General features: G+C 75.2%; 24 protein-coding genes. 13 read left to right on the forward strand and 11 right to left on the reverse strand.

Annotated features, from left to right (window positions below):
- The first annotated feature begins 278 nt into the window (after positions 1-278).
- Positions 279-1,496, forward strand: coding sequence for an aminotransferase class I/II-fold pyridoxal phosphate-dependent enzyme (locus IAG43_RS27390; RefSeq protein WP_187743348.1), 1,218 nt, complete (start codon positions 279-281; stop codon positions 1,494-1,496).
- A gap of 150 nt (positions 1,497-1,646) precedes the next feature.
- Here IAG43_RS27390 and IAG43_RS27395 read toward each other — a convergent pair whose 3' ends face one another.
- Both IAG43_RS27395 and IAG43_RS27400 read right to left on the reverse strand, forming a co-directional pair.
- The gene (locus IAG43_RS27395; RefSeq protein WP_187744664.1) at positions 1,647-2,285 is read right to left on the reverse strand and encodes a DedA family protein; all 639 of its coding nucleotides are present in this window, start codon (positions 2,283-2,285) and stop codon (positions 1,647-1,649) included.
- 17 nt (positions 2,286-2,302) lie between these two features.
- Entirely contained in the window at positions 2,303-3,085 is a 783-nt protein-coding gene (locus IAG43_RS27400) for an MBL fold metallo-hydrolase (RefSeq protein WP_187743349.1), read from the reverse strand.
- Positions 3,086-3,284: 199 nt separating this feature from the next.
- Between IAG43_RS27400 and IAG43_RS27405 the strand changes: the two genes are divergently transcribed.
- The 3 genes from IAG43_RS27405 to IAG43_RS27415 all read left to right on the forward strand — a co-directional run bounded on the left by IAG43_RS27405 (position 3,285) and on the right by IAG43_RS27415 (position 7,471).
- On the forward strand, positions 3,285-5,402 hold the full coding sequence (locus IAG43_RS27405; protein WP_187743350.1) for an alkaline phosphatase family protein: 2,118 nt from the start codon (positions 3,285-3,287) through the stop codon (positions 5,400-5,402).
- 232 nt (positions 5,403-5,634) lie between these two features.
- The gene (locus IAG43_RS27410; protein WP_187743351.1) at positions 5,635-6,681 is read left to right on the forward strand and encodes a zinc-dependent alcohol dehydrogenase family protein; all 1,047 of its coding nucleotides are present in this window, start codon (positions 5,635-5,637) and stop codon (positions 6,679-6,681) included.
- A 364-nt stretch (positions 6,682-7,045) separates the two neighbouring features.
- Positions 7,046-7,471, forward strand: coding sequence for a hypothetical protein (locus tag IAG43_RS27415; RefSeq protein ID WP_187743352.1), 426 nt, complete (start codon positions 7,046-7,048; stop codon positions 7,469-7,471).
- On the opposite strand, the gene IAG43_RS27420 is transcribed toward IAG43_RS27415, so the two are convergent.
- Together IAG43_RS27420 and IAG43_RS27425 are read right to left on the reverse strand one after the other, a co-directional pair.
- The gene (locus IAG43_RS27420; protein ID WP_187743353.1) at positions 7,461-8,285 is read right to left on the reverse strand and encodes a helix-turn-helix domain-containing protein; all 825 of its coding nucleotides are present in this window, start codon (positions 8,283-8,285) and stop codon (positions 7,461-7,463) included. The genes IAG43_RS27415 and IAG43_RS27420 overlap by 11 nt on opposite strands.
- 96 nt (positions 8,286-8,381) lie before the next feature.
- Positions 8,382-8,813, reverse strand: a complete 432-nt coding sequence (locus IAG43_RS27425) for an SsgA family sporulation/cell division regulator (RefSeq protein ID WP_187743354.1) — start codon at positions 8,811-8,813, stop codon at positions 8,382-8,384.
- A gap of 290 nt (positions 8,814-9,103) precedes the next feature.
- On the opposite strand from IAG43_RS27425, the gene IAG43_RS27430 reads away from it, so the two are divergent.
- Positions 9,104-9,526 (forward strand): RidA family protein, encoded by a 423-nt coding sequence (locus IAG43_RS27430; protein WP_187743355.1) that lies wholly within the window; start codon positions 9,104-9,106, stop codon positions 9,524-9,526.
- Positions 9,527-9,915: 389 nt separating this feature from the next.
- Here the strand turns inward: IAG43_RS27430 and IAG43_RS27435 are convergent, their stop codons facing one another.
- A complete protein-coding gene (locus tag IAG43_RS27435) occupies positions 9,916-10,974 on the reverse strand; it encodes a phosphatidylinositol-specific phospholipase C domain-containing protein (protein WP_187743356.1) in 1,059 nt (352 codons plus the stop codon).
- A gap of 238 nt (positions 10,975-11,212) precedes the next feature.
- On the opposite strand from IAG43_RS27435, the gene IAG43_RS27440 reads away from it, so the two are divergent.
- Entirely contained in the window at positions 11,213-12,754 is a 1,542-nt protein-coding gene (locus tag IAG43_RS27440; protein ID WP_187743357.1) for an ATP-dependent DNA ligase, read from the forward strand.
- Between the two features lie 175 nt (positions 12,755-12,929).
- On the opposite strand, the gene IAG43_RS27445 is transcribed toward IAG43_RS27440, so the two are convergent.
- Positions 12,930-13,436, reverse strand: a complete 507-nt coding sequence (locus IAG43_RS27445; protein ID WP_187743358.1) for an FBP domain-containing protein — start codon at positions 13,434-13,436, stop codon at positions 12,930-12,932.
- A 103-nt stretch (positions 13,437-13,539) separates the two neighbouring features.
- On the opposite strand from IAG43_RS27445, the gene IAG43_RS27450 reads away from it, so the two are divergent.
- Positions 13,540-13,842 (forward strand): 4a-hydroxytetrahydrobiopterin dehydratase, encoded by a 303-nt coding sequence (locus IAG43_RS27450; RefSeq protein WP_187743359.1) that lies wholly within the window; start codon positions 13,540-13,542, stop codon positions 13,840-13,842.
- 6 nt (positions 13,843-13,848) lie between these two features.
- Complete coding sequence (locus IAG43_RS27455) at positions 13,849-14,655, forward strand: class I SAM-dependent methyltransferase (protein WP_187743360.1); 807 nt, start codon at positions 13,849-13,851, stop codon at positions 14,653-14,655.
- Here the strand turns inward: IAG43_RS27455 and IAG43_RS27460 are convergent.
- The 4 genes from IAG43_RS27460 to IAG43_RS27475 form a co-directional block, all read right to left on the reverse strand.
- Positions 14,652-15,122, reverse strand: a complete 471-nt coding sequence (locus tag IAG43_RS27460) for an RICIN domain-containing protein (protein WP_187743361.1) — start codon at positions 15,120-15,122, stop codon at positions 14,652-14,654. The two genes, IAG43_RS27455 and IAG43_RS27460, sit on opposite strands and share 4 nt — an antisense overlap.
- A 195-nt stretch (positions 15,123-15,317) precedes the next feature.
- Positions 15,318-16,151: an aldo/keto reductase gene (locus IAG43_RS27465; RefSeq protein WP_187743362.1), complete on the reverse strand. Its 834-nt coding sequence runs from the start codon at positions 16,149-16,151 to the stop codon at positions 15,318-15,320.
- A gap of 91 nt (positions 16,152-16,242) precedes the next feature.
- Entirely contained in the window at positions 16,243-18,042 is a 1,800-nt protein-coding gene (locus IAG43_RS27470; RefSeq protein ID WP_187744665.1) for an AMP-dependent synthetase/ligase, read from the reverse strand.
- 359 nt (positions 18,043-18,401) lie between these two features.
- The gene (locus IAG43_RS27475; protein ID WP_187743363.1) at positions 18,402-19,346 is read right to left on the reverse strand and encodes a LysR family transcriptional regulator; all 945 of its coding nucleotides are present in this window, start codon (positions 19,344-19,346) and stop codon (positions 18,402-18,404) included.
- A 140-nt stretch (positions 19,347-19,486) separates the two neighbouring features.
- On the opposite strand from IAG43_RS27475, the gene IAG43_RS27480 reads away from it, so the two are divergent.
- Positions 19,487-20,530: a bile acid:sodium symporter family protein gene (locus IAG43_RS27480; protein WP_187743364.1), complete on the forward strand. Its 1,044-nt coding sequence runs from the start codon at positions 19,487-19,489 to the stop codon at positions 20,528-20,530.
- 98 nt (positions 20,531-20,628) lie between these two features.
- Positions 20,629-21,249 (forward strand): hypothetical protein, encoded by a 621-nt coding sequence (locus tag IAG43_RS34665; protein WP_246574584.1) that lies wholly within the window; start codon positions 20,629-20,631, stop codon positions 21,247-21,249.
- A gap of 112 nt (positions 21,250-21,361) precedes the next feature.
- Here the strand turns inward: IAG43_RS34665 and fdhD are convergent, their stop codons facing one another.
- Complete coding sequence (fdhD, locus tag IAG43_RS27490) at positions 21,362-22,201, reverse strand: formate dehydrogenase accessory sulfurtransferase FdhD (protein WP_187743365.1); 840 nt, start codon at positions 22,199-22,201, stop codon at positions 21,362-21,364.
- Between the two features lie 322 nt (positions 22,202-22,523).
- Here fdhD and IAG43_RS27495 point away from each other — a divergent pair, with 322 nt between their 5' ends.
- From IAG43_RS27495 to IAG43_RS27505, 3 genes are all read left to right on the forward strand, one after another.
- On the forward strand, positions 22,524-23,471 hold the full coding sequence (locus IAG43_RS27495; protein WP_187743366.1) for a beta-ketoacyl-ACP synthase III: 948 nt from the start codon (positions 22,524-22,526) through the stop codon (positions 23,469-23,471).
- Between the two features lie 74 nt (positions 23,472-23,545).
- Positions 23,546-24,007 (forward strand): NUDIX hydrolase, encoded by a 462-nt coding sequence (locus tag IAG43_RS27500; protein WP_187743367.1) that lies wholly within the window; start codon positions 23,546-23,548, stop codon positions 24,005-24,007.
- Between the two features lie 258 nt (positions 24,008-24,265).
- Positions 24,266-25,447, forward strand: a complete 1,182-nt coding sequence (locus IAG43_RS27505; RefSeq protein WP_187743368.1) for an ROK family transcriptional regulator — start codon at positions 24,266-24,268, stop codon at positions 25,445-25,447.
- Positions 25,448-25,889 lie beyond the last annotated feature (442 nt).

A 25,889-nucleotide genomic window follows, 5' to 3' on the forward strand; every position in this document is an offset into this window, starting at 1 on the left:
ACGAGTCCCACCCCGCGCGGCCCTCCCGGAACCTTCGTATAAAGGGCTCGTGGGGCTCGTGGGACGGGCGCGTGCCGTGGAGCGCACCGGACGCGGACCGCGCCGGGCCGGGAGCGCGGCACGACAGCGGTCCCGCCGGTCGGCGGGACCGCGGAAGCCCGGCTTACGGGCAGGGCGTACGGGCCGGACCGGTGCCGGGCGCAGGGCGGACGAGCGGGACCGCGGACCGGCGGAACGGACGGGGGCGGTCGTGGAGAGCGGAGAGAAGGGCGGGCGGCATGGCGGGGACGGTGGCCGAGGGGCGCGGGCCCGTACGGTACGGGCCGTACGCGCCGGAGACGGGACTGCCGGTGCCGGACGAGTCGGCCGCGGTGCTCGCCGCGGCCGCCGCCACCGCCACGGGCGAGCCGTCCGGCGGCGGACCGGCGCTGCGGGAGGCGGCCCGCGGCTACTGGGCCCGCCGGGGACTCCACGGTGAGCCGGACGGGATCGTCGCCGCCTCCGGGGCGCAGCCGCTGCTGTTCGCCCTGCTCGGCGCCTTCGACGGCGACGTCCTCATGCCGCGTCCGTGTCCCGCCTGGTGGACTCCGCAGGCCCGGCTGCTGGGACGGCCCGCCTACCACGTGCCCACTCCCGCCGAATGCGGCGGTGTGCCGGACCCGTTCGCGCTGCTGGAGACCGTCCGCAGGGTCCGCAGCGAGGGCGGCAGGCCGCGTCTGCTGCTGCTGTCCGTCGCCGACGACCCGACGGGCACCGTCGCCCCGCCCGAGACGGTGCGCGAGGCGTGCGAGGCGGCGGTCGGCGAGGGCCTGCACATCATCAGCGACGAGACCTGGCGCGACACCGTCCACGAGCCCAGGGACACCGTGCTGCTCAGCCCCGCCGAGATGTGCCCGGGGGACGTGACCGTGATCAGCGACCTCGTCGGGGCACTGACACCCGCCTCCTGGCCCGTCGCCGTCGCCCGTTTCCCCGCGGGCCCCGCCGGAGCGGCCCGGCGTGCGCGGACGCTCGACGTCCTCACCGCCCTCGGTGCCGTCGTCCCCGCCCCGGTGGCCGCGGCCGCGGCCCATGTGCTCGGCGAGCCCGACGCCGTCGCCGGCCGGGTGCGGCGGGCGAACGCGCTGTACGCGCGTCTGGGTGAGGCGGTTCACCGGACGGTGCTCTCGGCGGGCGCGCTCGCCCGTCCTCCGCAGGCGGGCCGCCATCTGTACGCCGACCTCGGACCGCTGCGGGCCCGTCTCGCCGACCGGGGCGTCGGCGATTCGATGGAGCTGGAGGAGTACCTGGGCGACCGGCTCGGCGTCTCCGTCCCCGGGGGCCACCGCTTCGGCGACGAGCTCGGCGCGCTGCGGGTGCGGCTGTCCACGGGTTCGCTGCTCGGCTCGGCCGGGGACGGGCAGCTCGCCGCGCTGCACTCCGAGCGGCCTCTGGAACTGCCCCATGTGAAGGCCGCGTCGAGGCGCCTCGGACGGGTCCTGGAGGAGCTGCGCTGACCACTCCGCCGCGCGCCCGCCGACGGCGCCCGCGCCCGCCTCGCGCCCCGGGGGCCGCGTCTGCCCCGGCCGCCGCCTGCGGGTGCGAGGCACCCGGGGGCTCCGGGCGGCCCCCGCCACGGCGGCAGGGGCCGGCCGGGGAGGCCGGTTTCACCCGGCGTGCCGGGGCCGGTGCCCGCGCACCTTCCGCCACAGCGCCGGAACGCCGCTGAGCAGCAGGGTCAGGGCGATCGCCGCCACCACGCCCTGCCACGGCTGGGCGAAGAGGGAGCCGCCGACGATGCCGATGACGCCGTAGGTGGCCGCCCAGGCCAGGCAGGCCGGCACGTCGCCGCGGACGAAGTCGCCCATCCGCATCTCGGCCAGCAGGCACGCCAGCATCACCGGGATGCGGCCCGCGGGGACCAGACGGGAGAGCACCAGCACCGTGACACCGTGCTCGCTCAGCTTCTGCCCCGCCTGTTCGACCCGTTCCGGCGCGGCCCGCTCCCGCAGGGCGGCGAGCCAGCGGGAGCCGTTCTTCGAACGGACGCCGCGCCGGCCGAGCCAGTACAGGGACACGTCGCCGATGAAGGCGGCGGCGGAGGCCGTCAGGAAGACGAACAGCAGCGACAGCGGGCTCGTCTGGTGGAAGGCGACCACGGCGGCGGTGCTGACCACCGCCCCCGTGGGCACGACGGGCACCAGGGCGCCGAGGGCGACCAGCAGGAACAGCGAGGGGAGGCCAACGGCCTGCTGGGTCGACTCCGGGGGCAACTGCCGTACCACGTCCCCCAGTTGACCGACCATCTCGGAGAGGTCCAGGGTCACCGGCCGCCCTCCGGTCTGACCCTCTCCCCGTGCGCGAGCCGGTGCACGGTCACCCCGGGGGCGATCCGCGCCGCCTTGCGGACGAACTCGTCGCCCGGCGCGTAGAACTCGTGGGGGCGCACCGCGTCCATGCCGATGGGCCAGTACGTGCCGTAGTGCACGGGCACCGCCGCACGCGGCGACAGGGCTGCCAGGGCCTCGGCGGCACGCCCGGCGTCCAGGTGGCCGTGGCCCAGGTACGGGCCCCAGCCGCCCACCGGGAGGAGGGCCACGTCGACCGGGCCCACCTCGTCGGCCATCGCGTCGTACAGTCCGGTGTCGCCCGCGAAGTAGGTGTCGGCCTCACCGCTCACCACATAGCCGAGAGCCGGGGACCGGTGCGGGCCGAACGGCATCCGGCGGCCGTCGTGGGCCGCGGGCACCGCCCGGACCCGCAGCTCACCGATCCGCAGGGCGTCGCCCGGCGACACCTCGGTGACGGGGAGCCCGGCGGCCTCGGCCACCCGGCCGAGCCCGCGGACCGAGTCGGCCGCGCCGCGGGGCACGACGAGCCGGGTGCCGGGCGCCAGCCGTGCCAGCGACGGCAGATGGAGATGGTCGGAGTGCAGGTGCGAGACGAGCACCGCGTCGGCCCGGGTCGCGTCGGGCGGCGGCAGCGCGCCCCGGCGCCTGCGCAGATGGGCCAGCCGGCGCGCCAGCAGCGGATCCGTCAGCACCCGGACCCCGGAGTCCTCGATCGTGCAAGTGGCATGACCCCACCACGTGACTTCCACCGGCACCCGACGCCCTCCTCACCGAAGTCCGTTCCGTACGAGCCTACGGGCTCGCCCGTGCCGTCCGGCGGGGCGGGCGGCGGGCGCAGCCGCGGCGCACCCGCGGCAGCGTCCCGCGCCGGCGGTCCTCCCGGACGGCCGGAGGACGGCTCGCGCGGGTGTTGTGCCAGGCTGGGACCCTGAGCGAGGGGTGAGGTGACGGCAGGTGGCACGAGGGCGGTGGCGCTCGGCGGGCGGGGCGGTCGTCCGGGTGGTCGTCGTGTGGGCCGTGTCCACACTGACCATGCTGGCGCTGGCGGGGGCGCTGCCCGACTTCCGCCTCCAGTCGGCGGACGGGGACTCCGTCACCCGCACCGCGGTCACCGCCGCCTGGGGCGCGGGCGCGTTCGGTCTGCTGGGCGCCCTGGTGTGGCCCGTCGTGGTGCGGGCGCTGCTGCTGGTGCCCGCGCTCGTCCTCGGCCTGCTCGTCTTCTTCCTCAACGGATCGCTGCTGCTGATCGCCCTCTGGCTGATCCCCGACGGCCGGGGCGCGGCCGACCCGGAGACCGCGGTGGTGGTGGCGGCCGTGATGTCGGCCGTCGCGTCCGCCACCTCCACCGCGCTCGCCGTGCGCGACGACGACGCCTACCGCAGGCGGCTGTCCCGGCTGGCGGACCGCAGGCGGGTGCGGGGGCGCCGCGAGGACCCGGCCGAGGGGCGGGACACGCCCGGCACGGTCTTCGTGCAGCTCGACGGAGTCGGCCACGAGGTGCTGCTGCGGGCCGCGGAGAGCGGAGTGATGCCGACGGTGGCCTCCTGGCTGGGGTCGAGCCACCGCCTCACCCCCTGGCGCACCGACTGGTCGAGCCAGACCGGCGCGAGCCAGCTCGGCATCCTCCACGGCTCCAACCACGACGTGCCCGCCTTCCGCTGGTACGAGAAGGACACCCGCCGGATCGTCGTCAGCAACCGTCCCGCGAGCGCGGCCGAACTCCAGCGCCGGGCCGTCGAGCGGACCGCCGACGGCGGGTTGCTGACGGTCGACGGCGCGAGCCGCGGCAACCTGTTCAGCGGCGGCGCCGACCAGCTGGCCCTCGTCCTGTCGGTGGCCGCGCGCCGGGGCCGGGCCAATCGCTCCCGGGCGGGCTACTTCGCCTACTTCTCCGATCCGGCCAACGCCGTCCGCACCGCCGTGTCCTTCGTCGCCGAGGTGTGCCGCGAGATCGGCCAGTCGGCGCGCGCCCGGATCCGCCGGGACGAGCCGCGCGTCGGCCGGGGCGGCCTCTACCCGTTCATCAGGGCGTTCGCGACCGTCGTCGAGCGCGACGTGGTGGTCGCCGCGGTCATCGGCGACATGCTCGCGGGCCGTACCGCCGTCTACGCCGACCTGGTCGCGTACGACGAGGTGGCCCACCACTCCGGGCCGCACAGCCGCGACGCGCAGGACGTCCTGGAGCGCCTGGACCGCTCGATCGCGCTGCTCGCCAAGGCCGCCGAGCACGCCCCCCGCCCCTACCGGATCGTGCTCCTGTCGGACCACGGCCAGAGTCCCGGGACCACCTTCGAGGGCGCCTACGGGCTGACCCTGCGGGACCTGGTGCGCGCCGGCTGCGGCCTGCCCGTCTCCCGCCGGGCGGTGCGCACCCGCAGCGGCGCCGAGGCCCGCGACGCGGCCCGGGACGCGGTCCGCACCGCGCTGCACCGGCGGCCCGAGGCCGACGGCGAGGATGTCGAGGCCGCCGGCCCGGACCCCGTCGTGCTGGCCTCGGGGAACCTCGCGCTGGTCTCGTTCCCGGACGTGCCGCACCGCATGAGCCGGGAGGAGATCGACCGGCGGCACCCGGCCCTGCTGTCGACGCTCGCCGACCATCCCGGCATCGGCTTCCTCCTCGTGCGGAGCGAGGAGCACGGCTCCCTCGTGCTCGCCCGCGACGGGATCGCCGCACCTCTCGCCGGACTGAAGGACGGCGACGAGGGGCCGCTCGCCGTCTTCGGGCCCGGGGCCGCGGACGCGGTGCGCCGCACCGACGGCTTCCCGCACGTCGCGGACGTCATGGTCAACTCGATGCACGACCCGCGGACGGGCGTGGTGCACGCCTTCGAGGAGCAGATCGGCTCGCACGGCGGGCTGGGCGGCGAGCAGTCCCGCGCGTTCCTGCTGTCGCCGCTGGAACTCTCCCCGCCCGTCGACCCCGGCGAGACGCTGGCCGGTGCCGAGCAGGTGCACCGGGTGCTGCGGCGCTGGCTGCGCGAGGGGCAGGGGCCGCAGGTCCCGCTGGAGGCGCCGGCGCCCGCGCCCGCCCGTCCGGCCGGCGGGCCCGCCGGCGTGCGGGGGCGCGACTGAGCCGGGCCCGCCCGCGGTCGGCGGGCGGGCAGGACGCGCGGCGGGGACGGCCCCGGCCGCTCGGTCCGGGCGGCGGGGACGAGCCCGGCCGCACAGGACGGCCGGCGGGGGACGGCCGTGAACCACAGGACGCGCGGCGGGGGACGGCCCCGGCCGCACAGGACGGATGCCGGCGCCGGCCCGGGTGCGGGCGGCAGCGGCCGGCGACGGATCGGCATGGAGGAGAGAGCACGTGCGAGCCGTGGTGTACGAGGAGTTCGGCAGGACCCCGGAGATACGGGAGGTCCCCGACCCCCTTCCGGCGCCCGACGGCGTCGTCGTCCGCGTCGAGGCAACCGGGCTGTGCCGCAGCGACTGGCATGGCTGGGCGGGTCACGACCCGGGGATCGCGCTGCCGCACGTGCCCGGGCACGAACTTTCCGGGGTGGTCGTGGCCGTCGGCGGCGAGGTGCGCGGCAGCCGTGCGGGGGACCGCGTCACCGTCCCGTTCGTCTGCGCCTGCGGCAGGTGCGGGTCCTGTGCGCGCGGCGCCCAGCAGGTCTGCGAGCGCCAGGAACAGCCGGGCTTCACCCACTGGGGCTCGTTCGCCGAGTACGTGGCCGTGCGCCACGCGGACACCAATCTGGTGCCCGTGCCCGAGGAGATGGCCTTCTCGACGGCGGCGGGCCTCGGCTGCCGGTTCGCCACCGCGTTCCGGGCCGTCGTCGGGCAGGGACGGGTGCGGGCCGGCGAGTGGGTCGCGGTCCACGGCTGCGGGGGTGTGGGCCTGTCGGCGGTGATGATCGCCGCCGCGTCCGGTGCGCGGGTGGTCGCCGTCGACGTCTCGCCCGGGGCGCTGGAACTGGCCCGTGCGTTCGGCGCCGAGATCTGTGTGGACGCCTCCGCGCTGCCCGCGGGTGCGGTGCCCGAGGCGGTCCACCGGGCGTCCGGCGGCGGCGCCCACCTCTCCCTGGACGCCCTCGGCTCTGCGGTGACCTGCGCCAACTCCGTACGCAGCCTGCGCCGCCAGGGCCGCCACATCCAGGTGGGCCTGCTCCCGGACGAGGTGGCCGTGCCGATGGCGCCGGTGGTCGCCCTGGAGCTGGAGATCCTCGGCAGCCACGGCATGGCCGCCCACGACTACCCCGCGATGCTGGCCCTGGTGGCCTCCGGCGCACTGCGCCCGGACCTGCTGGTCACGCGGGAGATCGGTCTCGACGAGGTGCCGGCCGCGCTCACGGCCCTCGGCACGGCGCCGGGCGCCGGCGTGACCGTGATCAGGCCCCACGGCGTCTCCTGACGGCCTCCGGGAACCGCTCCCGGGCGACCCGCCGGCCCCTGCCGGGGCGCCGGGGCGACCACCCCGGTGCGGCCCGGCGGATGCGGCGCCCCGGTCCGTGCCGGGGCGCCGCACCCCTGCACGGCGTCCGCGCCGGCGCCCGCGCCAGCGGACGCCGGCCCCGGCGCCCCCGGTCGTCCGCCCCCGGTATACCCGGCCATGACCGTCGGCGTACCCGGCCATGACCTCCGGCCTACCCGGCCATTACCTCCGGCGTAATCGACCCCCGGCCCCGGCCCCGGCAGGCTGTTCGTCACCGGGTACCGGGCGGCGCACTCCGCCCGGTGCCCGGGACCGCACCCCTGTCGATGGAGGCTGATCCGTCATGTCCCAGGCCCTGCTCGCGGGTCTCGCCCGCACCACCGCGCCGCGCACCATGCTGCGCCGCTTCCTCGCCCTCGACGCCGTCGTGACCGGCGTCAACGGGCTCGCCTACGTGGCGGCCTCCGGCCCGCTCGGGCGGCTGCTGGGCGTGGACGGCACGCTGCTCTTCTGGCTCGGTGTCTTCCTCACCGGCTTCGCGGCCGCGGTCGGTCTCCTCGCCGCCCGCCCCGCGCCGCCCGCCACGGCGGTGAAGGCCGTCGTGGACGCGAACCTGCTCTGGTCCGTGCTGAGCATCGCCGCGCTCGCGCTCTGGCTGGAGCCGACCGCCGCGGGCGCGGTCTGGACGGTGCTCCAGGCCCTGACCGTGGGCGGGTTCGCGGTGCTCCAGTGGTCGGCGCTGAAGGCGGACGACGCCGTCACTGCGTGAGCGAGCCCAGGTACTCCACCGTCTCCGCGTCGGCCGGGAGGAAGGTCTCGATGGCCAGCTCGGCGACGGTGACGTCCAGCGGCGTGTTGAACGTCGAGATGGACGACACGAACGACAGCAGCCTGCCCCCGTGCTCGATCCGCAGGGGCAGGGCGAAGTACGGGTAGGGGACCGCGGCCCCGCCGTCGGGAGCGGGGTCGTCCGGAAGGTCGCCCGCCCGCTCGGGCGGCGGGTAGGCGGCGACCTCCTCGTACAGCCGCCGCAGCGGCTCGGAGCGCACCAGCGCGATCTGACGCTCCATCTGCGCCAGCAGGTGGCCCCGCCACTCGGGCAGATTGCGGATGCGCGGCGCGAGGCCCTCGGGGTGGAGCGTCAGCCGCATGGCGTTGAGCGGCGGTGCGAGCAGGTGGGCCGGCACTCCGTCGAGCAGCATGAGGACGCCGCTGTTCGCGGCCACGACGGTGTACGAGCCGTCGACGACGAGCGCCGGGTACGGCTCGTATCCCTTGAGCAGGGTCTCGATGCCCTCGCGGAGCGCGCCGAGGGCGGGCGCGTCGACGGGCGTCTCGGTGTACCGGGGCGCGTAACCGGCGGCGAGGAGCAGCGCGTTGCGCTCGCGCATCGGCACGTCGAGGTGTTCGGCGAGCCGGAGGACCATGTCCTCGCTGGGGCGCGAGCGGCCCGTTTCGACGAAGCTGATGTGGCGGGCCGAGGAGTCGGCGCGGAGGGCGAGTTCCAGCTGGCTGATCCGCCGGCGTTCGCGCCAGCCGCGCAGCAGCGGCCCTACCCCGGTACCGGACGCGACAGTTGTCATACGCAGACCGTAGTACAAAACGGGCGTCGTCCGGTCCGCGGGCCGTGGCGGGCCGGTGTCCCGGCGGTCGCGTCACCGGGCGGATCGTGCGGGCTCTCAGTCCGCGGCTCCGCCGAGCAGGACGGCCAGGTCGTGGTCGATGTCCGAGGCGGCGCTCTCCTCTCCCGCGGGGACGGCGTCGTAGGCGTCGGCGAGGAAGCCGCGCAGGCTCGACGTGGCGAACTGGAGCAGCGCGACACCGTCGGGAGAGCGGAGTTCGACCATGGTCTGGACGCGGCCGCACGGCCAGATGTGCACGTCCCCGTCGCCGGCCGGGGTGCGCAGCCCGGAGTCGAGCAGACTGCGGGCGAAGGCCCAGGTCACGGACGTGTCGCCGAGGCAGGCCTCGGGCGGGAAGACCATCCGGACGGCGAACGGGTCGGCGGGCCGGTAGCGCATGATCACCGGGACTCCCGCGGACGGGGCCGCGTCGCCGATCAGGCGGGCCGTGACGGACTGCTCGACGGACTGCTCGATGGAAGACGACATCGTCCGATCCTCCTGCTGCTGTGCTCGGTGCTCCGCGCGTGAAACGACGTCCTGGCAGGGCTCGGCCGTGCGAGCTGCGCCGGTGACGTATGTGACCTGCATCACCAACCTTCGAACTCCGGAGCCCGGATGGCCAGACCCTTGCACCTCCGTATATCGGGAGAAAGCGGATGTCCGCCGGTGGGTGCGTCCGCGGAGGGGCTCCGTCGTCCCGCCGGGCGGGTCACGGGACGGATCCGGTGGCCGGAAATCATGTGCCCCGAGGGCGCGACGGCCCCACACTCACCGGTATGACCGAGGCTACGAGCGACCGGATCACCCGTGTCAGCCCCCGGCGGCTGCACGCGACGCCGGGCTATCACCACATCACCGTCGTCGAGGCCGGCCGCACCGCCTATCTGGCCGGCCAGTGTCCGCTGGACCGGGAGGGCAGGCTCGTCGGCGAGGGCGATCCGGAGCGCCAGGCCGACCAGGTGGCCGCCAACGCGCTCATCGCCCTGGCAGCCGTGGGGGCGGGGCCCGAGGACGTGGTGCGTTCGGTGATCTACGTGAGCACGGACGACCGGGAGGTGCTGGCCGCCGTCTGGCAGCGGCTGTGCGACTCCGTGGTGGGGGCGGCGTTCACGACCGCGAGCACCCTGCTCGGGGTGAGCCGGCTCGGCTACGCCGGCCAGCTGGTGGAGGTCGATCTCACCGCCGCGCTCCCCGGCTGAGGAGCCAGGGGGCGGGGAGAAGAGGAGCCCCGGCCGAACGGGGGTTTCCGGTCGGGGCGGTCAAGGGGTGGGTGTGCATGGCGGTCGCCTCTCGGCGAGTCGCTCCGCAGGGCTTCAGCCGAACGATCGTCCCTGCGGGCAGAAGGTGAGGCCCGGGGACACTGTCCCATCCACACCCACGCTTAGATGAACGGTAAACCACCGAGGGGTGTTCCCGGGCGCCCCCGGGCCCCGATGTGATGTGTATTACTTCACGTCATGCTTTACCCAGGGCTTATCGGGTCGTTTCCGGAGTTGTCCGGTGCTCCATGCCCGCCGCCGAGGGGCGGTGTCCACCCCTGCCCCTCGGCGGCGTCACCGTCGGGTCCCGCCGTCGCCACGCGTGACCGTCACGCCCCGCCCCGCGGCAGGACCGTGGCGAGCACCGACGGCAACGGGTACCAGTCGGCGGACACCACGCTCGCGTGCCGCCCCGCCAGCAGCGCGACGCGGTCCCGCGCCTGGGCCTCGGTCGGGCGGGTGCCGTCGATGGCCGGGGCGACGTTGTGCGCGTCCGTCATCACCACCAGGTAGTGGTTCCGGTCGTACCAGGACGTGTCGATCGAGCCGTTCGCGTACGCCGACGCGTCCCCGTCGAACACCACGAACCACGGACGGATCGACCCGTCCGCGTAGCGGGTGCGCGGATCGCCGGCCGCGGCCTTGTGCACGGCCGGGAACGCACCCGCGTCCGCGAGCCGCCCCGCGGCCTTCAGGTTGCGCAGATGCTGCGCGTACTCCCGGTCGGTCCACAGGGAATCCAGCGGATTGCCCTGCTCCACCGTCCCCGGGATCAGCTCGACGACGAACTTGCCGCTCATCGCCGCACGACCGGGCCAGCCGTCCGCCCGTACCGCGGTGTCCAGATCGGCATGGGCGCCGGCCAGCTCGGCCGGCCGGAAGAGCGCGTCGCCGAGCCGGGACCGCAGCAGGGCGTCGAGTTCGTCGGGGCCCCGGCCCGCGTTGTCCTGGAATCCGTCCTTGAGCTCGATCTTGACGAGAATCGGCCGGTGGCCCGGGTTGGCGTCGTGCCATGCCCGCATGTCGGCGAGGCAGCCGCCGAGGTCGCGGTTGCGTGCGCCGGTGCGCAGTTGGGCCGCGCTCGCCGCGCCGGCGCAGTTGTTGGCGTTGCCGAGCGGATTCTCGTGCGACACGCGCCAGGACCGGCCGAACACGTTCGTCCACACGTCGATCTCCAGCATCCCCGCCCCGGAGTCGAGCGCGTCCGCGAAGTACGGGTAGGTGCTCTGCTCGTAGGCGTTGTGCACCCCCACCGACGTGGTCGAGGACCAGGGCAGTCCGCCCGGGTCCGCCGCGGAGGCGGTGGCGGCCTCGGCCGGTACGAGCGCGGCGGCGAGCAGCGCGGCCGCGGCGCAGGTGGTCGAGGCCGCGCGCAGGAGCTTCCCCATGGATCCGTCCCTCGAAAGTCGACGTGGTCAGGTCAAGTCGGAGGAACGGTAGGGGAGTCGGGTGAACCGTGGGGAGACCGTACCCGGCCAGACGAGGACGGCCGGTGGCCGACGGCGTACCGCGGGGCCGGGCGCGGTCGTTCCGGGGCACCGGCACCGGCACCGGCACGGCGGGCGGGGACGCGGTGTCCCGCGTGCCGTTCCGTGCGGGGCGCCGGCGCCGGGGCACCATGACGGCATGCTGCTCGTACGGCTCGCCGACGTGTCCCGCGAGGTCGCCGCCACCTCCGCCCGCTCCCGCAAGACCGCCGCCCTCGCGGAACTCTTCGCCGAGGCGGGGCCCGAGGACGTCGCCCTGGTCATCGCCTACCTCGCAGGCCGGCTTCCCCAGGGCCGGATCGGAGTCGGCCGGAGCCTGCTCCGGGAGGACGTGCCACCCGCCGCCGAGCCCTCGCTCACCGTCACCGGGACCGACGCGGCGCTGACCGCGCTCGCGGCCGTCGCCGGTGCCGGTGCGCAGAACCGTCGCCGCGCCGCGCTCGCAGGACTCCTCGGCGCCGCCACGGCGGGCGAACAGCGCTTCCTGGTCAGCCTGCTGGCCGGCGAGGTGCGCCAGGGGGCGCTCGACGCGGTGGCCCTGGACGCCGTCGCCCGCGCCTCGGGCGCACCGGCGGACGCCGTGCGGCGTGCCGTCATGCTGGAGGGTTCGCTGCCGCGCGTCGCCGAGGCCCTGTTCGCCGACGGCCCCCAGGCGCTGGAACGGTTCCGGCTGCGGGTCGGCAGCCCTGTGCAGCCGATGCTCGCCCACACCGCCGCCTCGGTCACCGAGGCGGTGGCGGCCCTGGGCACGGCGTGCGTCGTCGAGGAGAAGCACGACGGCATCCGTGTGCAGGTCCACCGCGACGGAGACGAGGTGCGCGTCTGCACCCGCTCGCTCGACGACATCACCGCACGGCTGCCCGAAGTGGCGGACGGCGCCCGGGGGCTGCCCGGGGACCGGTTCATCCTGGACGGCGAGGTCATCGCGGTCGGCCCCGACGGCCGGCCCGCCCCCTTCCAGGACATCGCCTCCCGCGTGGGCTCCCGCGTGGACGTCGCCGCCGCCCGTGCCGCACTGCCGGTGTCACCGGTCTACTTCGACGTCCTCGCCGCCGGCGGCGAGGAGATCCTCGACCTGCCCGGGCGCGAACGCCACGAGCACCTCGCCCGGCTCGTCCCCGAACCGCTGCGGGTGCGGCGGCAGGTCGTCGAGGACCCCGGGGACGCCGGACAGGTGGCGGCGGCCGAGGAGTTCTTCGCCGAGACGCTGCGCAGGGGGCACGAGGGGGTGCTGGTCAAGGCGCTCGACGCGCCGTACGTCGCCGGACGCCGGGGCAGGTCCTGGCTGAAGGTCAAGCCCGTCCACACCCTCGACCTCGTCGTCGTGGCCGTCGAACGCGGCAGCGGGCGGCGCACCGGACTGCTCTCCAACCTGCACCTCGCCGCCCGGGCCGAGGACGGGGGATTCGTCATGCTGGGCAAGACGTTCAAGGGCCTCACCGACGAGATGCTGCACTGGCAGACCCGGCGCCTGGGCGAGCTCGCCGTCGAGGACGACGGCTGGACCGTCACGGTGCGGCCGGAACTCGTCGTGGAGATCGCCTACGACGGACTCCAGCGTTCCTCCCGCTACCCCGCCGGCGTCGCCCTGCGCTTCGCCCGGGTGCTGCGCCACCGCCCCGACAAGAGCGCCGCCGACGCGGACACCATCGGGCGGGTCCTGGAGGCCACCCGCCGGTGACGGCGGCGCGGGGCCGCCCGGCGCGGCCGTCGTCCGCCGTGCGCCCCGCCGTCCGCCGCCCTCCGTCCCGCGGCCGTCGTGTGCCGTGCGCGGAGCCCGGGGCCCGGAGCGTCGGGGTCCGGCGTCCGGGGCCCCCGGCCCCCGACTCCGTCCCGCGCCCGGTGACGGCGGCCGCTCAGCGCAGGCCAAGGACCTTGTCGGCGAAGGCCCCGAGGTTGTCCGTGGTCCGCCGGATCTGCTCCTCGACGGTCAGGCTCTCCTCGTACCGGCCGTGCCGCAGCTTCGGCTGCCGCTTGCCGCGCACGTACAGCGAGCAGGCGAGGTCGGCACAGAGGTAGGTGCCGACGGTGTTGCCCTCCCGCCCGGCGGTGCCCGCGAGCGGCGCCGCGAAGAGCGTCACCCCCGAGGAGGCGTGCGCGGTCAGGCAGGCCTGGCACATGCTCGACTTCAGCGCGCTCGTCCGGCCGGCCGACGGGATCCGCAGGGCGATGCCCACGGGCCCCTGCTCGCGGGGCAGCACCAGATGGGCCTTCAGCGGTGCGCCGGGGTCCACCCAGCCCAGGAAGTCGAGGTCGTCCCAGGGGAGCCCGGCGAAGTCGAGGGGGAGCCGCATCCGGCCGGCGTCACCCTTGGTGCAGTTCACGAAGGACGCGCGGATCTCTTTGTCGGTCAATGGTTCCACTCGGTCGAACGTACACAGCGCGTCCGGGTGCGGGCATCCGATTTAGCGGGCATCGCCTCTATGGTGTCCCCGTCCGCCGCCCTCTCCCGGAAGGATCACGCCCATGCCCACCGAGCCGCTGTCGCAGAAGGAGATCGAGGACCGCCTGCGGGAGCTCCCCGGCTGGTCCCAGGAGGGCGACCGCATCGCCCGCAGCTACCGTCTCGGGTCCCACTTCGCCGCGACGGCCATGGTGGTGCACATCGCGCAGATCCAGGAGGAGCTCAACCACCACTCCGATCTGACCCTCGGCTACGACACGGTGTCCCTGACCGTGCTCTCCCACGACGTGAACGCCCTCACCGACCGGGACTTCTCGCTCGCCCGCCGCGTCGCGGACATCGCCCCCGGGCACGGGGCCGAGTAGCCGGACGTGCTCGACTACGACCGCGAGGCCGACCGCTACGACGCGACCCGGGGCGGGGTGCCCCGGGCCGGGGCCGCCGCCCGTGCCGTGCTCGGCCTCGTCCCGCCCACCGCCCGGACGCTCCTGGACATCGGGTGCGGCACCGGTCTGGTCACCGAACGCCTGGCCCGCACCGGCCTGTCGGTGCACGGCTGCGACGCCTCCGCCGCGATGGCCCGCCGGGCCGTCGCGCGCGTTCCCGGCGGCGTCGCGCTCGGCGACGTACGGCGGCTCCCGGTCCGCGACGCGTCCGTCGACGCGGTCACCGCGGTGTGGCTGCTGCATCTGCTCCCCGACGCGGGCCCCGTGATCGCCGAGGCGGCGCGCGTCCTGCGGCCGGGGGGAGTCCTCGTCGCCACGGTCGACAAGGACGCCGGGCACGACGTCGGCAGCGACATCGACACCGTCCTGCGGCCCCACCGGTCCCGGGCGCACGCATCGGACCGCGGCGACCTCGTCACGGACACCGCGGCCGCCCACGGCCTGCGGCCCGCGGGCGGCGCCCGCTTCACCGGGCACGGCCAGGGCCGTACGCCGCAGGACGCCGCGGGCATGCTGCTGGCGGGGGGCTACCGGTCCTGGTTCGACGACGGGGACGACGGCGCCACGGCGGAGCGGCTCGCCGCAGCCCTGCGCGCGCTGCCCCATCAGTCCCGGCGCCGCCACGACCCCTCGTACACCCTGCTCGCCTTCCGCAGGCCGGGGACCGCCCCCGACCCGCACCGGACGGAGACCGGAGGCAGGGGCGGCGCGGCGGGCGCGCGGGACGACTAGCGGCCGGGCCGCACGGGCTCCAGCCGCCAGGCCTGATGGGCCCCGTCGGTGTCCTCCCACTGCCGGACGTCCGCACCCTCCTCGGTGCTGCCGTCCGCGATCTCCAGCAGCAGCCCGCTGACGAAGCTCACCAGCGCCACCGTGCCCGGGGCGTCGAGATGCTCCTCGATCGTCCACTCCTGGGCGCCGAAGTTGTTGGCCCGCCACTGCTGGACGCGGGCGCCGTTCTCCGTGGACGCCCCCGCGACGTCGAGACGCTTGCCGCTGGCCTCGTTCACCAGATGATGGAGTCCGCCGCCGTTCGGCACGGGCGTGATGTGCCAGTGCTGGTGCGGCGCACCGGTCTCCCCGGCCTGCTGCACCCTGGCCCCGCCGCCGCGCGCCCCGCCCGCGACCTCCAGCACCAGCCCGCTGCCCGCGTTGCGCACCAGATAGAGCCCCGGCTCCAGTGGGCCGCTCACCCTCATCGCCTCCCGTGCCACCACCCCGCGCCGCACGTCACGGCGTGACGGGGCGCCCGCGGCGCCCGGCGCGCCACGACGGCGACCATCGTCGCACCGGGCACCGACAAGGCGCCGGAACACCGGGTGCGGGACGCCGGATGCCGCCGGACGCCGACGCGCCCGCCGGCATCCGGCGGGCGCGTCGGCGGTCCGGACACGTCAGGCGACGTCGAACTCCGCCGGGTCGGGGCCGAGCCGCTTGCCCTCGTCGAGGGCGGCGAACGCCGCCAGGTCGTCCGCGTCCAGCTCGAAGCCGAACACGTCGAAGTTCTCCGCGATCCGCGACGGGGTCGAGGACTTCGGGATCACCACGTTGCCCAGCTGGAGGTGCCAGCGCAGCACCACCTGGGCCGGGGTGCGGCCGTGCTTGCGGGCCACGGCCAGGACCGTGGGCACCTCCAGCAGCCCCTTGCCCTGGCCGAGCGGGGACCACGCCTCCGTCGCGATGCCGTGCGCGGCGTGCGCGGCGCGGGAGGCCTGCTGCTGGAGGCGCGGGTGGAGCTCGATCTGGTTCACCGCCGGGACGACGGAGGTCTCGGCGACCAGCCGCTCCAGGTGCTCCGGCAGGAAGTTCGAGACGCCGATGGCCCGGGCACGGCCGTCGGCGAGGATCTTCTCCAGCGCCCGGTAGGTGTCGACGTAGGTGTCGCGGGCGGGCAGCGGCCAGTGGATCAGGTAGAGGTCCACGTAGTCGAGGCCGAGCCGCTCCAGCGAGGCGTCGAAGGCGCGCAGCGTGGCGTCGTGGCCCTGGTCGCTGTTCCACACCTTGGTGGTGACGAAGAGGTCCTCACGGGCGACGGCGGACCCGGTGATCGCCCGGCCCGTGCCCGTCTCGTTCTTGTAGACCGCGGCCGTGTCGATGCTGCGGTAACCGGCCTCCAGGGCCGTGGTCACCACCTGCTCCGCCTCGTCGTCCGGCACCTGCCAGACTCCGAAACCGAGCTGCGGCATGGCGACACCGTTGTTGAGGGTGATGGAGGGGACCTGGCTCACGAGCGGTCGATCCTAACGTCGTCGATGGGTACGGCAGGTCAACGATCACATACCCGCACACATTCCCGCAGGCTCGCACACGGTCGTGCCCTCACGTGTACAGGGCGTCCACCTCGACCGCGTACGCCTTCTCGATGGCCCGGCGCTTCAGCTTCAGCGAGGGAGTCAGCAGCCCGTGCTCCTCGCTGAAGGGGTGGGCGAGGATGCGGAACGTGCGGATCGACTCCGCCTTCGACACGAGGGTGTTGGCGGCGACCACCGCACGCCGGATCTCCATCTCCAGGTCCGGATCGCGCACCAGGTCGGCGGCGGCGAGCGGCGCCTTGCCCTGGATCGCCAGCCAGTGGTCCACGGCCTCCTGGTCGATGGTGACCAGCGCGGCGATGTACGGGCGGTCGTTGCCGACCACGATGCACTGCGCCACCAGCGGATGGGAGCGCACCCGCTCCTCCAGACCGGCCGGGGACACGCTCTTGCCCCCCGACGTCACCAGGATCTCCTTCTTGCGGCCGGTGATCGTCAGATAGCCGTCCTCGTCGAGGGAGCCGAGGTCCCCGGTGGCCAGCCAGTCGTCGTGCAGCACCGCCTGCGTGGCCTTCGGGTTGTTGAGGTAGCCGGAGAACACGTTGCCGCCGTGCAGCCAGACCTCGCCGTCCTCCGCGATGTGCACCGTGGTCCCGGGGATGGGCTGGCCGACCGTGCCGTAGCGGACCCGCTCCGGCGGGTTCGCGGTGGCGGCCGCGGTCGACTCGGTCAGCCCGTACCCCTCGTAGACGGTGACCCCCGCGCCCTCGAAGAAGAGGCCGAGCCTGCGGTCCATGCCCGAGCCCCCCGACATGGCGTGCCGCACCCGGCCGCCCATCGCCTCGCGGACCTTGGAGTACACCAGCTTCTCGAAGAACTGGTGCTGCATCCGCAGACCCGCCGAGGGGCCGGGCCCCAGGCCGAACGCCCGGTGCTCCATGGCCTCCGCGTACTTCACCGCCACCTCGACGGCCTTGTCGAAGGGGCCGACCCGGCCCTCGCGCTCCGCCCTGCGGCGGGCCGCGTGGAAGATCTTCTCGAAGATGTACGGCACCGCGAGGACGAACGTGGGGCGGAAGCTGACCAGGTCCGGCAAGAGCGCGGCGGCCTGGAGCACCGGCTGGTGACCGAGCTTGACGCGGCCGCGGATCGCGGCGACCCCCACCATCCTGCCGAAGACGTGCGACAGGGGCAGGAAGAGGAGGGTGGCGGCCTCGTCGCCGGGGCGCGAGTGGAACACCGGCTCCCAGCGCCCGATCATCGTGTCGGCCTCGAACATGAAGTGGGAGTGGGTGATCACGCAGCCCTTGGGGCGGCCCGTGGTGCCCGAGGTGTAGATGACGGTGGCCACCGAGTCCGGGGTCACGGCCCGCCGGTGCCGGTGGACGGTCTCCTCCTCGATGTGCGCACCCGCCGCGTACAGCTCCTCCAGCGCGCCGGCGTCGAGCTGCCACAACCGCTTGAGCTGGGGCAGCCGGTCGATCACCGAGCCGATCGTCATGGCATGGTCCTCGTGCTCCACCATGCACGCCGACACCTCGGCGTCGTGGAGCATCCAGTACACCTGCTCGGCGGACGAGGTCGGGTACACCGGGACGGACTGGGCGCCCACGGTCCACAGCGCGAAGTCGAACAGGGTCCACTCGTAGCGGGTGCGGCACATCAGCGCGACCCGGTCGCCGAACCGCACGCCCTGCGCGAGCAGCCCCTTGGCGAGAGCCAGGACCTCGTCGCGGAACCGGCCGGAGGTCACGTCCTGCCAGTCGCCGGCGGCGTCCTTGCGGGCGAGCGCGACCCGGTCGGGGTCGTCCAGGGCGTGGTCGAAGACGGAATCGGCCAGACCGCCGACCTGAGGCGCCGTGGCCAGGGGTGGGACAGTGAACTCGCGCAATGGCCTGCTCCTTGTGGCGCTCCGCACAGCGCCGTGACCGTACCCCACGACGGCGGCCCGCGGGAGGGGCCGCGTCCGCCCCCGCTCACCGGTATCCGCACAGGTCAGCAGGGGGAACCGGGAGTCGCCGCGCGCGAGTTGGGCGCAATTCTGACCGGCGGGTAAGGACTGTCCTCCCGGATCTCCACCGAATCTGTACGCGCCGATCACCGCCACGCCACCGGGCCCACGAGCTTCCCCCGCTGGTCAGGTGGGTGTCGAGGCGCTTTCCGGCCGGAAGCCGGGCAGGCCCGGAACCGGGGGAGGCCCGCGCCTCGTGGGGCCGGCCTCCGAGGTCAGGCCCCGTGCGGGCGGGCCGGCCCCGGCCCGTGGAGGCGGTCGCCCGCCGCGAGGAGCGCGCGGGCGAGTGCCGACGCCGCCTCCTGGGCCGCCGGGCGGCCGCGGCCGCGGAGCAGGACGAAGTCCACGGTCCCCAGGTCGGGCAGGCCGGCCCGCTCGGGAACCGGCACCAGGCCCGGCGGGATGAGGCCCCTGGTGTGCGCCATCACCCCGAGTCCGGCCCGTGCCGCGGCGACCAGACCGCTGAGGCTGCCGCTGGTGCACGCCATCCGCCACGCGCGCCCTTCGCGCTCCAGCACCTCCAGCGCCCTGGCCCGGGTGACCGCCGGGCGCGGGAAGAGGATCAGCGGGACGGGCCGCTCGGGGTCGATCCGCACCCCCTCGGCCGCGATCCAGACCATCCGGTCCTGCCACACCACGTCCCCCTGGCCGGCGCGCGTGCCGGAGCCGGAGCCGGCACCCGCGCCGGGGCCGGCCGCGGAACCGGGGCCGCGCTTGGCGAGCACCAGGTCCAGCCGGCCCGCCTCCAGCCTCCGGTGCAGCGTCCCGGAGAGCTCGACCGACAGCTCCAGGTCGACCTCGGGGTGCTCACGGCGGAAGGACTCCAGGATCTCCGGCAGGCGCGTCAGCACGAAGTCCTCGGACACGCCGAACCGCAGCCGCCCCCGGATCCGGGTCCCGCCGAAGTACGCCGCCGCCCGCTCGTGCGCCTGCAGGATCGTCCGCGCGAAGCCGAGCATGGCCTCGCCGTCCTCCGTCAGCTCCACGCTGTGGGTGTCCCGGGTGAACAGCGGCCGCCCCGTGGCGTCCTCCAGCCGCCGCACGTGCTGGCTCACCGTCGACTGCCGCAGGCCGAGCCGCCGGGCCGCCTGGGTGAAGCTCAGGGTCTGCGCCACGGCGAGGAAGGTCCGCAGCTGCGTCGGGTCGTACACGCCCCCCATTCTGCGCCGTCATCGCGGAACGTGATGACAGTGAGTGCGGAATACGGGATTCCCGATCGGCGGTGCGGCGAGGAGCATGGCGGGGCAAGCGAACGCGACTCCGGGAGGCACCGGGCCGCGCACCGAGACGAGTGGAGCCCATGAGCCGCCGCACCCCGCGCCTGCCGTCCTGGCTGCCGGCCGACCCCTACGTCCTCGCCCTGCTCGCCACCGTCGGCCTCGCCGCCCTGCTGCCCGCCTCGGGCGCGGCGGCCCGGGCGGTGGGCGGTGCGTCGACGGGCGCGGTGGCGCTGCTGTTCTTCCTCTACGGCGCCAGGCTCTCCACCCGCGAGGCGCTCGACGGAGTGCGCCACTGGCGGCTCCACCTGACCGTGCTCGCCGCCACCTTCGTGGTCTTCCCGCTGCTCGGCCTCGCCGGCCGCCTCCTCGAACCCTCGGTGCTGACCCCCGAGCTCGCGAGCGGCCTGCTCTTCCTGTGCCTGGTGCCGTCGACCGTCCAGTCCTCGATCGCCTTCACCGCCGTCGCCCGCGGCAACGTGCCGGCCGCCGTCTGCGCCGGGTCGTTCTCCAGCCTCGCCGGTGTCCTCCTCACCCCGCTGCTCGCGGCCCTGCTGCTCGGCGGGGCGGGCGGCTTCCGGGCCGGGTCGCTGCTGGGGATCGTGCTCCAGCTGCTCGTCCCGTTCCTCGCCGGACAACTGCTGCGCCGCTGGGTCGCCGGCTTCCTGGCACGCCACCGCAAGGCGCTCGGGTACGTCGACCGGGGGTCGATCCTGCTCGTCGTGTACACCGCCTTCAGCGAGGGCATGGTCTCCGGCGTCTGGCAGCGGGTCACGCCCGCCCGCCTCGCCGCGCTGCTCGCCGTCGAGGCGGTCCTGCTCGCGGCCATGCTGGCGATCACCTGGTACGGCGCGAAGCGTCTCGGCTTCGGCCGGGCCGACCGGATCGCGATCCAGTTCGCCGGCTCGAAGAAGAGCCTCGCGGCCGGACTCCCCATGGCCACCGTGCTCTTCGGCGCACAGGCGAGCCTCGCGGTGCTGCCGCTGATGCTCTTCCACCAGATGCAGCTCATGGTCTGCGCGGTGATCGCGGGACGCCGGGCCCGCGACGCCGAGCCCGCCGGCCCCGCCCCGGAGGCGGCCCCGGACCCCGTCCCCGCCCCGGCCCCCTCCAGGCCGGCCCGCTGAACGCCCGCGTCCCCGATCGGCACCGGGCGGCGGCGCCCGCGCCGTGCCTGAGTACGGATGCTCATGACCCGCCCCGGGTGCCGCACCAGACTGCCCCCATGACCCCCGTGATCCCCGGACGCACGACGGCCCTGGCCGCCCTCCTCGTGGTCGTCGTCACCGCGTGCGGCACTCAGCGGCCCCAGGCGACGGCCGCGGCCTCACCGCCTCCCTCGGCCCCGCCCTCGCGGGCCGGGACGTGGCCGGCCTGTGCCGTGCCGGACGGGCCCGTCACCGTGCCGGACGACGTGCCCCCGTCCCCGACCGCCCCGTCCCCGTCCGCACGGGGCGACGCGGCCGGTGCGGCCGGGGACGGGGCGCCCCACTACGCGGAGAACCACGCCTACCGGCTGCGGGGGCAGATGAGCCCGGGGAACCGGGCCAGGACGGAGGCGTCCGCCGTGCTCGTCCGGCGGGAGCTGGAGAGAGTCCGCGGGGAGGGCGGCTCGGGCGCGTACGGCGTCTTTCCCGACGCGCGGGTGGCCGCGGCGCTCGGGCGTCTCGGCTGCGGCGAGGAGCACGGCGTCCACGTCGGCCAGGGGTGGTACGCGGTCCACACCGGTACCGGCTGCGTGACGGGGCGGGTGACGAAGGACGAGCTGACCGTCTCCGTGCACGGCGCCTACGCCGAGCCGCAGCCCGGCGCCGGCCCGTGCGTCGAGAACCGCGGCGGTCACTGAGCGGCGGAGCTCAGGCGGGCGCGTCGTCCGCGCCCGGCAGGGGCGTCCCGCGGGCAGGCGCGTCGTCCGCGCCGGGCAGGAGCGTCCCGCCGCGCCGCGCCGGGTCGGCCCGTCAGGGCCGCTCCCCGAGGTCGACGCGCTCCTCGCCCGCGTAGACGTTCATGCTGCCGCCGCGCAGGAAGCCGATCAGGGTCAGACCGGTCTCCGCGGCGAGGTCCACCGCCAGCGAGGAGGGGGCGGAGACGGCCGCGAGGACGGGTATGCCCGCCATCACCGCCTTCTGCGCAAGCTCGAACGACGCCCGCCCGGAGACCAGCAGCACCGACCGGGACAGTGGCAGCCGGCCCTCCCGGAGTGCCCGGCCGACCAGCTTGTCGACCGCGTTGTGGCGGCCGACGTCCTCCCGGACGTCCACCAGCTCTCCCTCGGGCGAGAAGAGCGCGGCGGCGTGCAGGCCCCCCGTCCGGTCGAAGACCCGCTGCGCGGCGCGCAGCCGGTCCGGGAGGGCGGAGAGCAGCCCGGGGGTGACGCGGACCGGGGGAGTGTCGGCGATCGGGAAGCGGGCCGTCGTGCGCACCGCGTCCAGGCTCGCCTTGCCGCACAGGCCGCACGAGGAGGTCGTGTAGACGTTGCGCTCCAGCGTGATGTCCGGGACGGGGACGCCGGGGGCCAGCTGCACGTCGACGACGTTGTACGTGTTCGAGCCGTCGGCCCGCGCGCCCGCGCAGTACACGATCGACCGCACGTCGTCCGCCGACCCGAGGACGCCCTCGCTCACCAGGAACCCCGCGGCCAGCGCGAAGTCGTCCCCCGGGGTGCGCATCGTGATCGCGAGCGGTCTGCCGTTCAGGCGGATCTCCAGCGGCTCCTCGGCCACCAGGGTGTCGGGACGGGTGGAGACCGCCCCGTCCCTGATGCGGAGGGTGCGGCGGCGTTCGGTGACCCGTCCCATGCGTTCTCGTCCCGGTTCTGTCCGTGCCGGCCCGGTTCCTTGCGGGCCGGCCCGGCTCTGTGCGTGACGGCGGCCGCGGCGGCGTCCGCCACCGGGGCGCGGCCCCGGCGGTCTCATTGTCCTGCACGTCCGGCGGACGGCGGCGGCCCTCCGGACGGGCGCACGGGGTCCCGCGGGCCGCCGCGGAGGCCGTGTTCACGGGGGTCCGTTGGGAAGGCTCCAAAGACCGGGCCGCGAAGCTGTGGGATCACCTGCCCCCGTACCGGTTGGTAGCAGCCTTGACTGGTTGGTTCCTGGCATCGTCACCGAGGGGGAACCCAGCATGACCGGCTCACGCGTCGTCGCCGTCGGCCACTACCAGCCCGGCAACGTGGTCACCAACGACGACCTCGCGGCCATGGTCGACACGAGCGACGAGTGGATCCGCAGCCGGGTCGGCATCGTGAAGCGCCACATCGCCGGGCCCGCGGAGTCCGTCGACGAGCTCGCCGCCCACGCCGGGGCGAAGGCCCTGGCGTCCGCCGGCGTCTCCCCGGCCGACGTCGACCTGGTGCTGGTGGCCACCTCCACGGCCGAGAACCGTTCCCCGAACATGGCCGCCCGGGTGGCCGCCCGGCTCGGCATGGGCTCGCCCGCGGTGATGGACCTGAACGTCGTCTGTGCCGGCTTCACCCACGCCCTGGCGACCGCGGACCACACGCTGCGCGCGGGGGCCGCGACCAGGGCCCTGGTCATCGGGGCCGACAAGATGGGCGACATCGCGGACTGGACCGACCGCAGCACCTGCGTGCTGGTCGGCGACGGCGCGGGCGCGGTCGTGCTGGAGCCCGTGGCGCCCGGGGAGGAGCCCGGCGTCGGCCCCGTCGTATGGGGTTCGGTGCCGGAGATGGGCCACGCCGTGCGGATCGAGGGCACCCCGGCGCGTTTCGCCCAGGAGGGGCAGTCCGTCTACCGATGGGCGACCACCCAGCTGCCGCCCATCGCCCGCAGCGTCTGCGAGCGCGCCGGCCTCGGGCCCGAGGACCTGGCCGCCGTCGTGCTGCACCAGGCCAATCTGCGGATCATCGAGCCCGTCGCCCAGAAGATCGGCGCCGTCAACGCGATCGTCGCCCGCGATGTCGTCGAATCGGGCAACACCTCGGCGGCGTCCATCCCGATGGCCCTGTCGAAGCTGGTGGAGCGCGGCGAGATCTCCTCGGGCGACCCGGTCCTGCTCTTCGGCTTCGGCGGCAACCTCAGCTACGCGGGCCAGGTCGTCCGCTGCCCCTGAGGCGGCTTCCGGCGCCGGCGCGGCCCGTTCCCGCGGCGTCCCCGGGCGCCGGCGCGCGGCGCACACTGGGCGGCATGACGACGAAGCGAAGCGCGGGACTGCTGCTCTTCCGGCGGCGCGGCACCGGCGCCGAGGTGCTGATCGGGCACATGGGCGGGCCCTTCTGGGAGAGGCGGGACGAGGCCGCCTGGTCGATCCCGAAGGGCGAGTACGGGCCCGACGAGGAGCCGATGGCCGCCGCACGGCGTGAGTTCGAGGAGGAACTGGGGCTCCAGCCGCCGACCGGACAGTGGCTGCCACTCGGCGAAGCGCGGCAGACGAACGGGAAGGTGGTCGTCGTCTGGGCGGTGGAGGGCGACCTCGACACCGCGCTGGTGGTACCCGGCACCTTCACCATGGAGTGGCCGCGGGGGTCCGGGGTGCAGTGCGAGTTCCCGGAGATCGACCGGGCCGGCTGGTTCACCCTCGACGCGGCCCGGCCGCTCCTCGTCACGGGGCAGCGGGTCTTCCTGGAACGGCTCGCGGCGCTGCTGTGACCCGCGCCGGGGCAGGGCCCGCCGCGCACCGGCCCTTCTTTGTCCCGAGTGTGGAGAAAGTTGAGCCGGAACTGTGCGCAAGTTCTTCCCCGTTGGGCAAAGCGCTGCTACGTTCCCCCTCGAAAGCAGACGGACAAGGCCGAGGTTCCCCGTGCCGAGGGCTGAGGTGAGCGGCCGTCCGTCCGGGCCGGGACGCGGTGGGAGCCGCGAGCGGTCCGGCGGACCGGCCCCAGGGGAGGGGAGGGGTACGTGAGACGCATGACGGCTCGACCCGCGAACGCGCATCAGGCGCGGCTGCTCAGGCTGCTGCGCGACGGCGGACCCAACTCGCGTGCCCAGCTGGGCGACCAGGTCGACCTCTCGCGCTCCAAGCTGGCGGTCGAGGTCGACCGGCTCCTGGACACGGGCCTGGTGGTCGCCGACGGTCTCGCCGCCTCGCGCGGCGGGCGCCGCTCGCACAACATCCGGCTCGCTCCCGCCCTGCGCTTCCTCGGCGTCGACATCGGCGCCACCTCCGTCGACGTGGCGGTGACCAACGCCGAACTGGAGGTGCTGGGGCATCTCAACCACCCGATGGACGTCCGGGAGGGCCCGGTCGCGGTCTTCGAGCAGGTCCTGTCGATGGCGGACAAGCTCAAGGCCTCCGGCCTCGCGGAGGGGTTCGACGGCGCCGGCATCGGTGTGCCGGGGCCCGTGCGCTTCCCCGAGGGCGTCCCGGTGGCACCGCCGATCATGCCCGGCTGGGACGGCTTCCCGGTCCGTGAGGCGCTCAGCCAGGACCTCGGCTGCCCGGTGATGGTCGACAACGACGTGAACCTGATGGCCATGGGGGAGCAGCACGCGGGTGTCGCACGCTCCGTGGGCGACTTCCTCTGCGTCAAGATCGGCACCGGCATCGGCTGCGGCATCGTCGTCGGCGGGGAGGTCCACCGCGGTACGACGGGCAGCGCCGGAGACATCGGGCACATCCAGGTCGACCCGGACGGCCGGGCGTGCGCCTGCGGCAACCGGGGCTGCCTGGAGGCGCACTTCAGCGGCGCCGCGCTCGCGCGCGACGCCGAGGACGCCGCCCGCAGCGGACGCTCGCCCGAACTGGCCGCGCGGCTGGAGGCGGCCGGTGCCCTCACGGCGGCCGACGTCTCCGCGGCGGCCGCCGCGGGCGACGCCGCCGCGCTCGACCTGATCCGGGAGGGCGGTGACCGGGTCGGCCAGGTCATCGCCGGACTGGTGAGCTTCTTCAACCCCGGCCTGGTCGTCATCGGAGGCGGGGTGACCGGCCTCGGCCACACGCTGCTCGCCAGCGTGCGCACCCAGGTCTACCGGCGCTCGCTGCCGCTGGCGACCGGCAACCTGCCCATCGTCCTGGGCGAGCTCGGCCCCGCCGCCGGAGTGATCGGCGCGGCCCGGCTCATCAGCGACCACCTGTTCTCGCCGGCCTGATCCCGGGCCGGCCGGCGCCCGGAACCGGGCGCCGCGCACCACCCGCACCACCCGTACCGCCCGCACCGCCCTCCCGCGTGCACGCGCGGGAGACGCGCCACAGCACCGCCCCGAGCACCGCCCGCCCGAGCCGCACCGCCACCGAGCCGCACCGCCCCCCGAGCGCCACCCGCCGCACCCGCACCACCCGTACGCCACGTCCGCCCGTACGCGAACGACCCGGCACCACCGCACTGGTCGACGCACGGCGAGCCCCCGCTCGACGCGCCGTCCCGCGACGCTCCCGCCCCCGCCCGCGGTGAGCGTTCCCCGGCACACCCCCGTACCCGTGGCTTCCGCTTCCGCTTCCGCTTCCGTTTCCCGTTCCGCTTCGCCCCGTGTCGCTTCCGCCTGCCCGGCCACGCCGCCCGCCCACCCGTCCCGCACTCGCCCGCACCCGCCC

The sequence above is a fragment of the Streptomyces genisteinicus genome (assembly GCF_014489615.1).
Classification (GTDB): domain Bacteria; phylum Actinomycetota; class Actinomycetes; order Streptomycetales; family Streptomycetaceae; genus Streptomyces; species Streptomyces genisteinicus.

Bases quoted from the DNA above. Each gene is read 5' to 3' on its own strand.
- IAG43_RS27505 (WP_187743368.1), top strand. From the start codon at position 24,266: ATGACGGCTCGACCCGCGAACGCGCATCAGGCGCGGCTGCTCAGGCTG.
- IAG43_RS27425 (WP_187743354.1), bottom strand. From the start codon at position 8,813: ATGTCGTCTTCCATCGAGCAGTCCGTCGAGCAGTCCGTCACGGCCCGC.
- IAG43_RS27460 (WP_187743361.1), bottom strand. From the start codon at position 15,122: ATGAGGGTGAGCGGCCCACTGGAGCCGGGGCTCTATCTGGTGCGCAAC.
- IAG43_RS27475 (WP_187743363.1), bottom strand. From the start codon at position 19,346: ATGGGGGGCGTGTACGACCCGACGCAGCTGCGGACCTTCCTCGCCGTG.
- IAG43_RS34665 (WP_246574584.1), top strand. From the start codon at position 20,629: ATGACCCCCGTGATCCCCGGACGCACGACGGCCCTGGCCGCCCTCCTC.
- IAG43_RS27450 (WP_187743359.1), top strand. From the start codon at position 13,540: ATGCCCACCGAGCCGCTGTCGCAGAAGGAGATCGAGGACCGCCTGCGG.
- IAG43_RS27420 (WP_187743353.1), bottom strand. From the start codon at position 8,285: ATGACAACTGTCGCGTCCGGTACCGGGGTAGGGCCGCTGCTGCGCGGC.
- IAG43_RS27440 (WP_187743357.1), top strand. From the start codon at position 11,213: ATGCTGCTCGTACGGCTCGCCGACGTGTCCCGCGAGGTCGCCGCCACC.
- IAG43_RS27390 (WP_187743348.1), top strand. From the start codon at position 279: ATGGCGGGGACGGTGGCCGAGGGGCGCGGGCCCGTACGGTACGGGCCG.
- IAG43_RS27500 (WP_187743367.1), top strand. From the start codon at position 23,546: ATGACGACGAAGCGAAGCGCGGGACTGCTGCTCTTCCGGCGGCGCGGC.
- IAG43_RS27480 (WP_187743364.1), top strand. From the start codon at position 19,487: ATGAGCCGCCGCACCCCGCGCCTGCCGTCCTGGCTGCCGGCCGACCCC.
- IAG43_RS27495 (WP_187743366.1), top strand. From the start codon at position 22,524: ATGACCGGCTCACGCGTCGTCGCCGTCGGCCACTACCAGCCCGGCAAC.
- IAG43_RS27435 (WP_187743356.1), bottom strand. From the start codon at position 10,974: ATGGGGAAGCTCCTGCGCGCGGCCTCGACCACCTGCGCCGCGGCCGCG.
- fdhD (WP_187743365.1), bottom strand. From the start codon at position 22,201: ATGGGACGGGTCACCGAACGCCGCCGCACCCTCCGCATCAGGGACGGG.
- IAG43_RS27395 (WP_187744664.1), bottom strand. From the start codon at position 2,285: ATGGTCGGTCAACTGGGGGACGTGGTACGGCAGTTGCCCCCGGAGTCG.
- IAG43_RS27430 (WP_187743355.1), top strand. From the start codon at position 9,104: ATGACCGAGGCTACGAGCGACCGGATCACCCGTGTCAGCCCCCGGCGG.
- IAG43_RS27415 (WP_187743352.1), top strand. From the start codon at position 7,046: ATGTCCCAGGCCCTGCTCGCGGGTCTCGCCCGCACCACCGCGCCGCGC.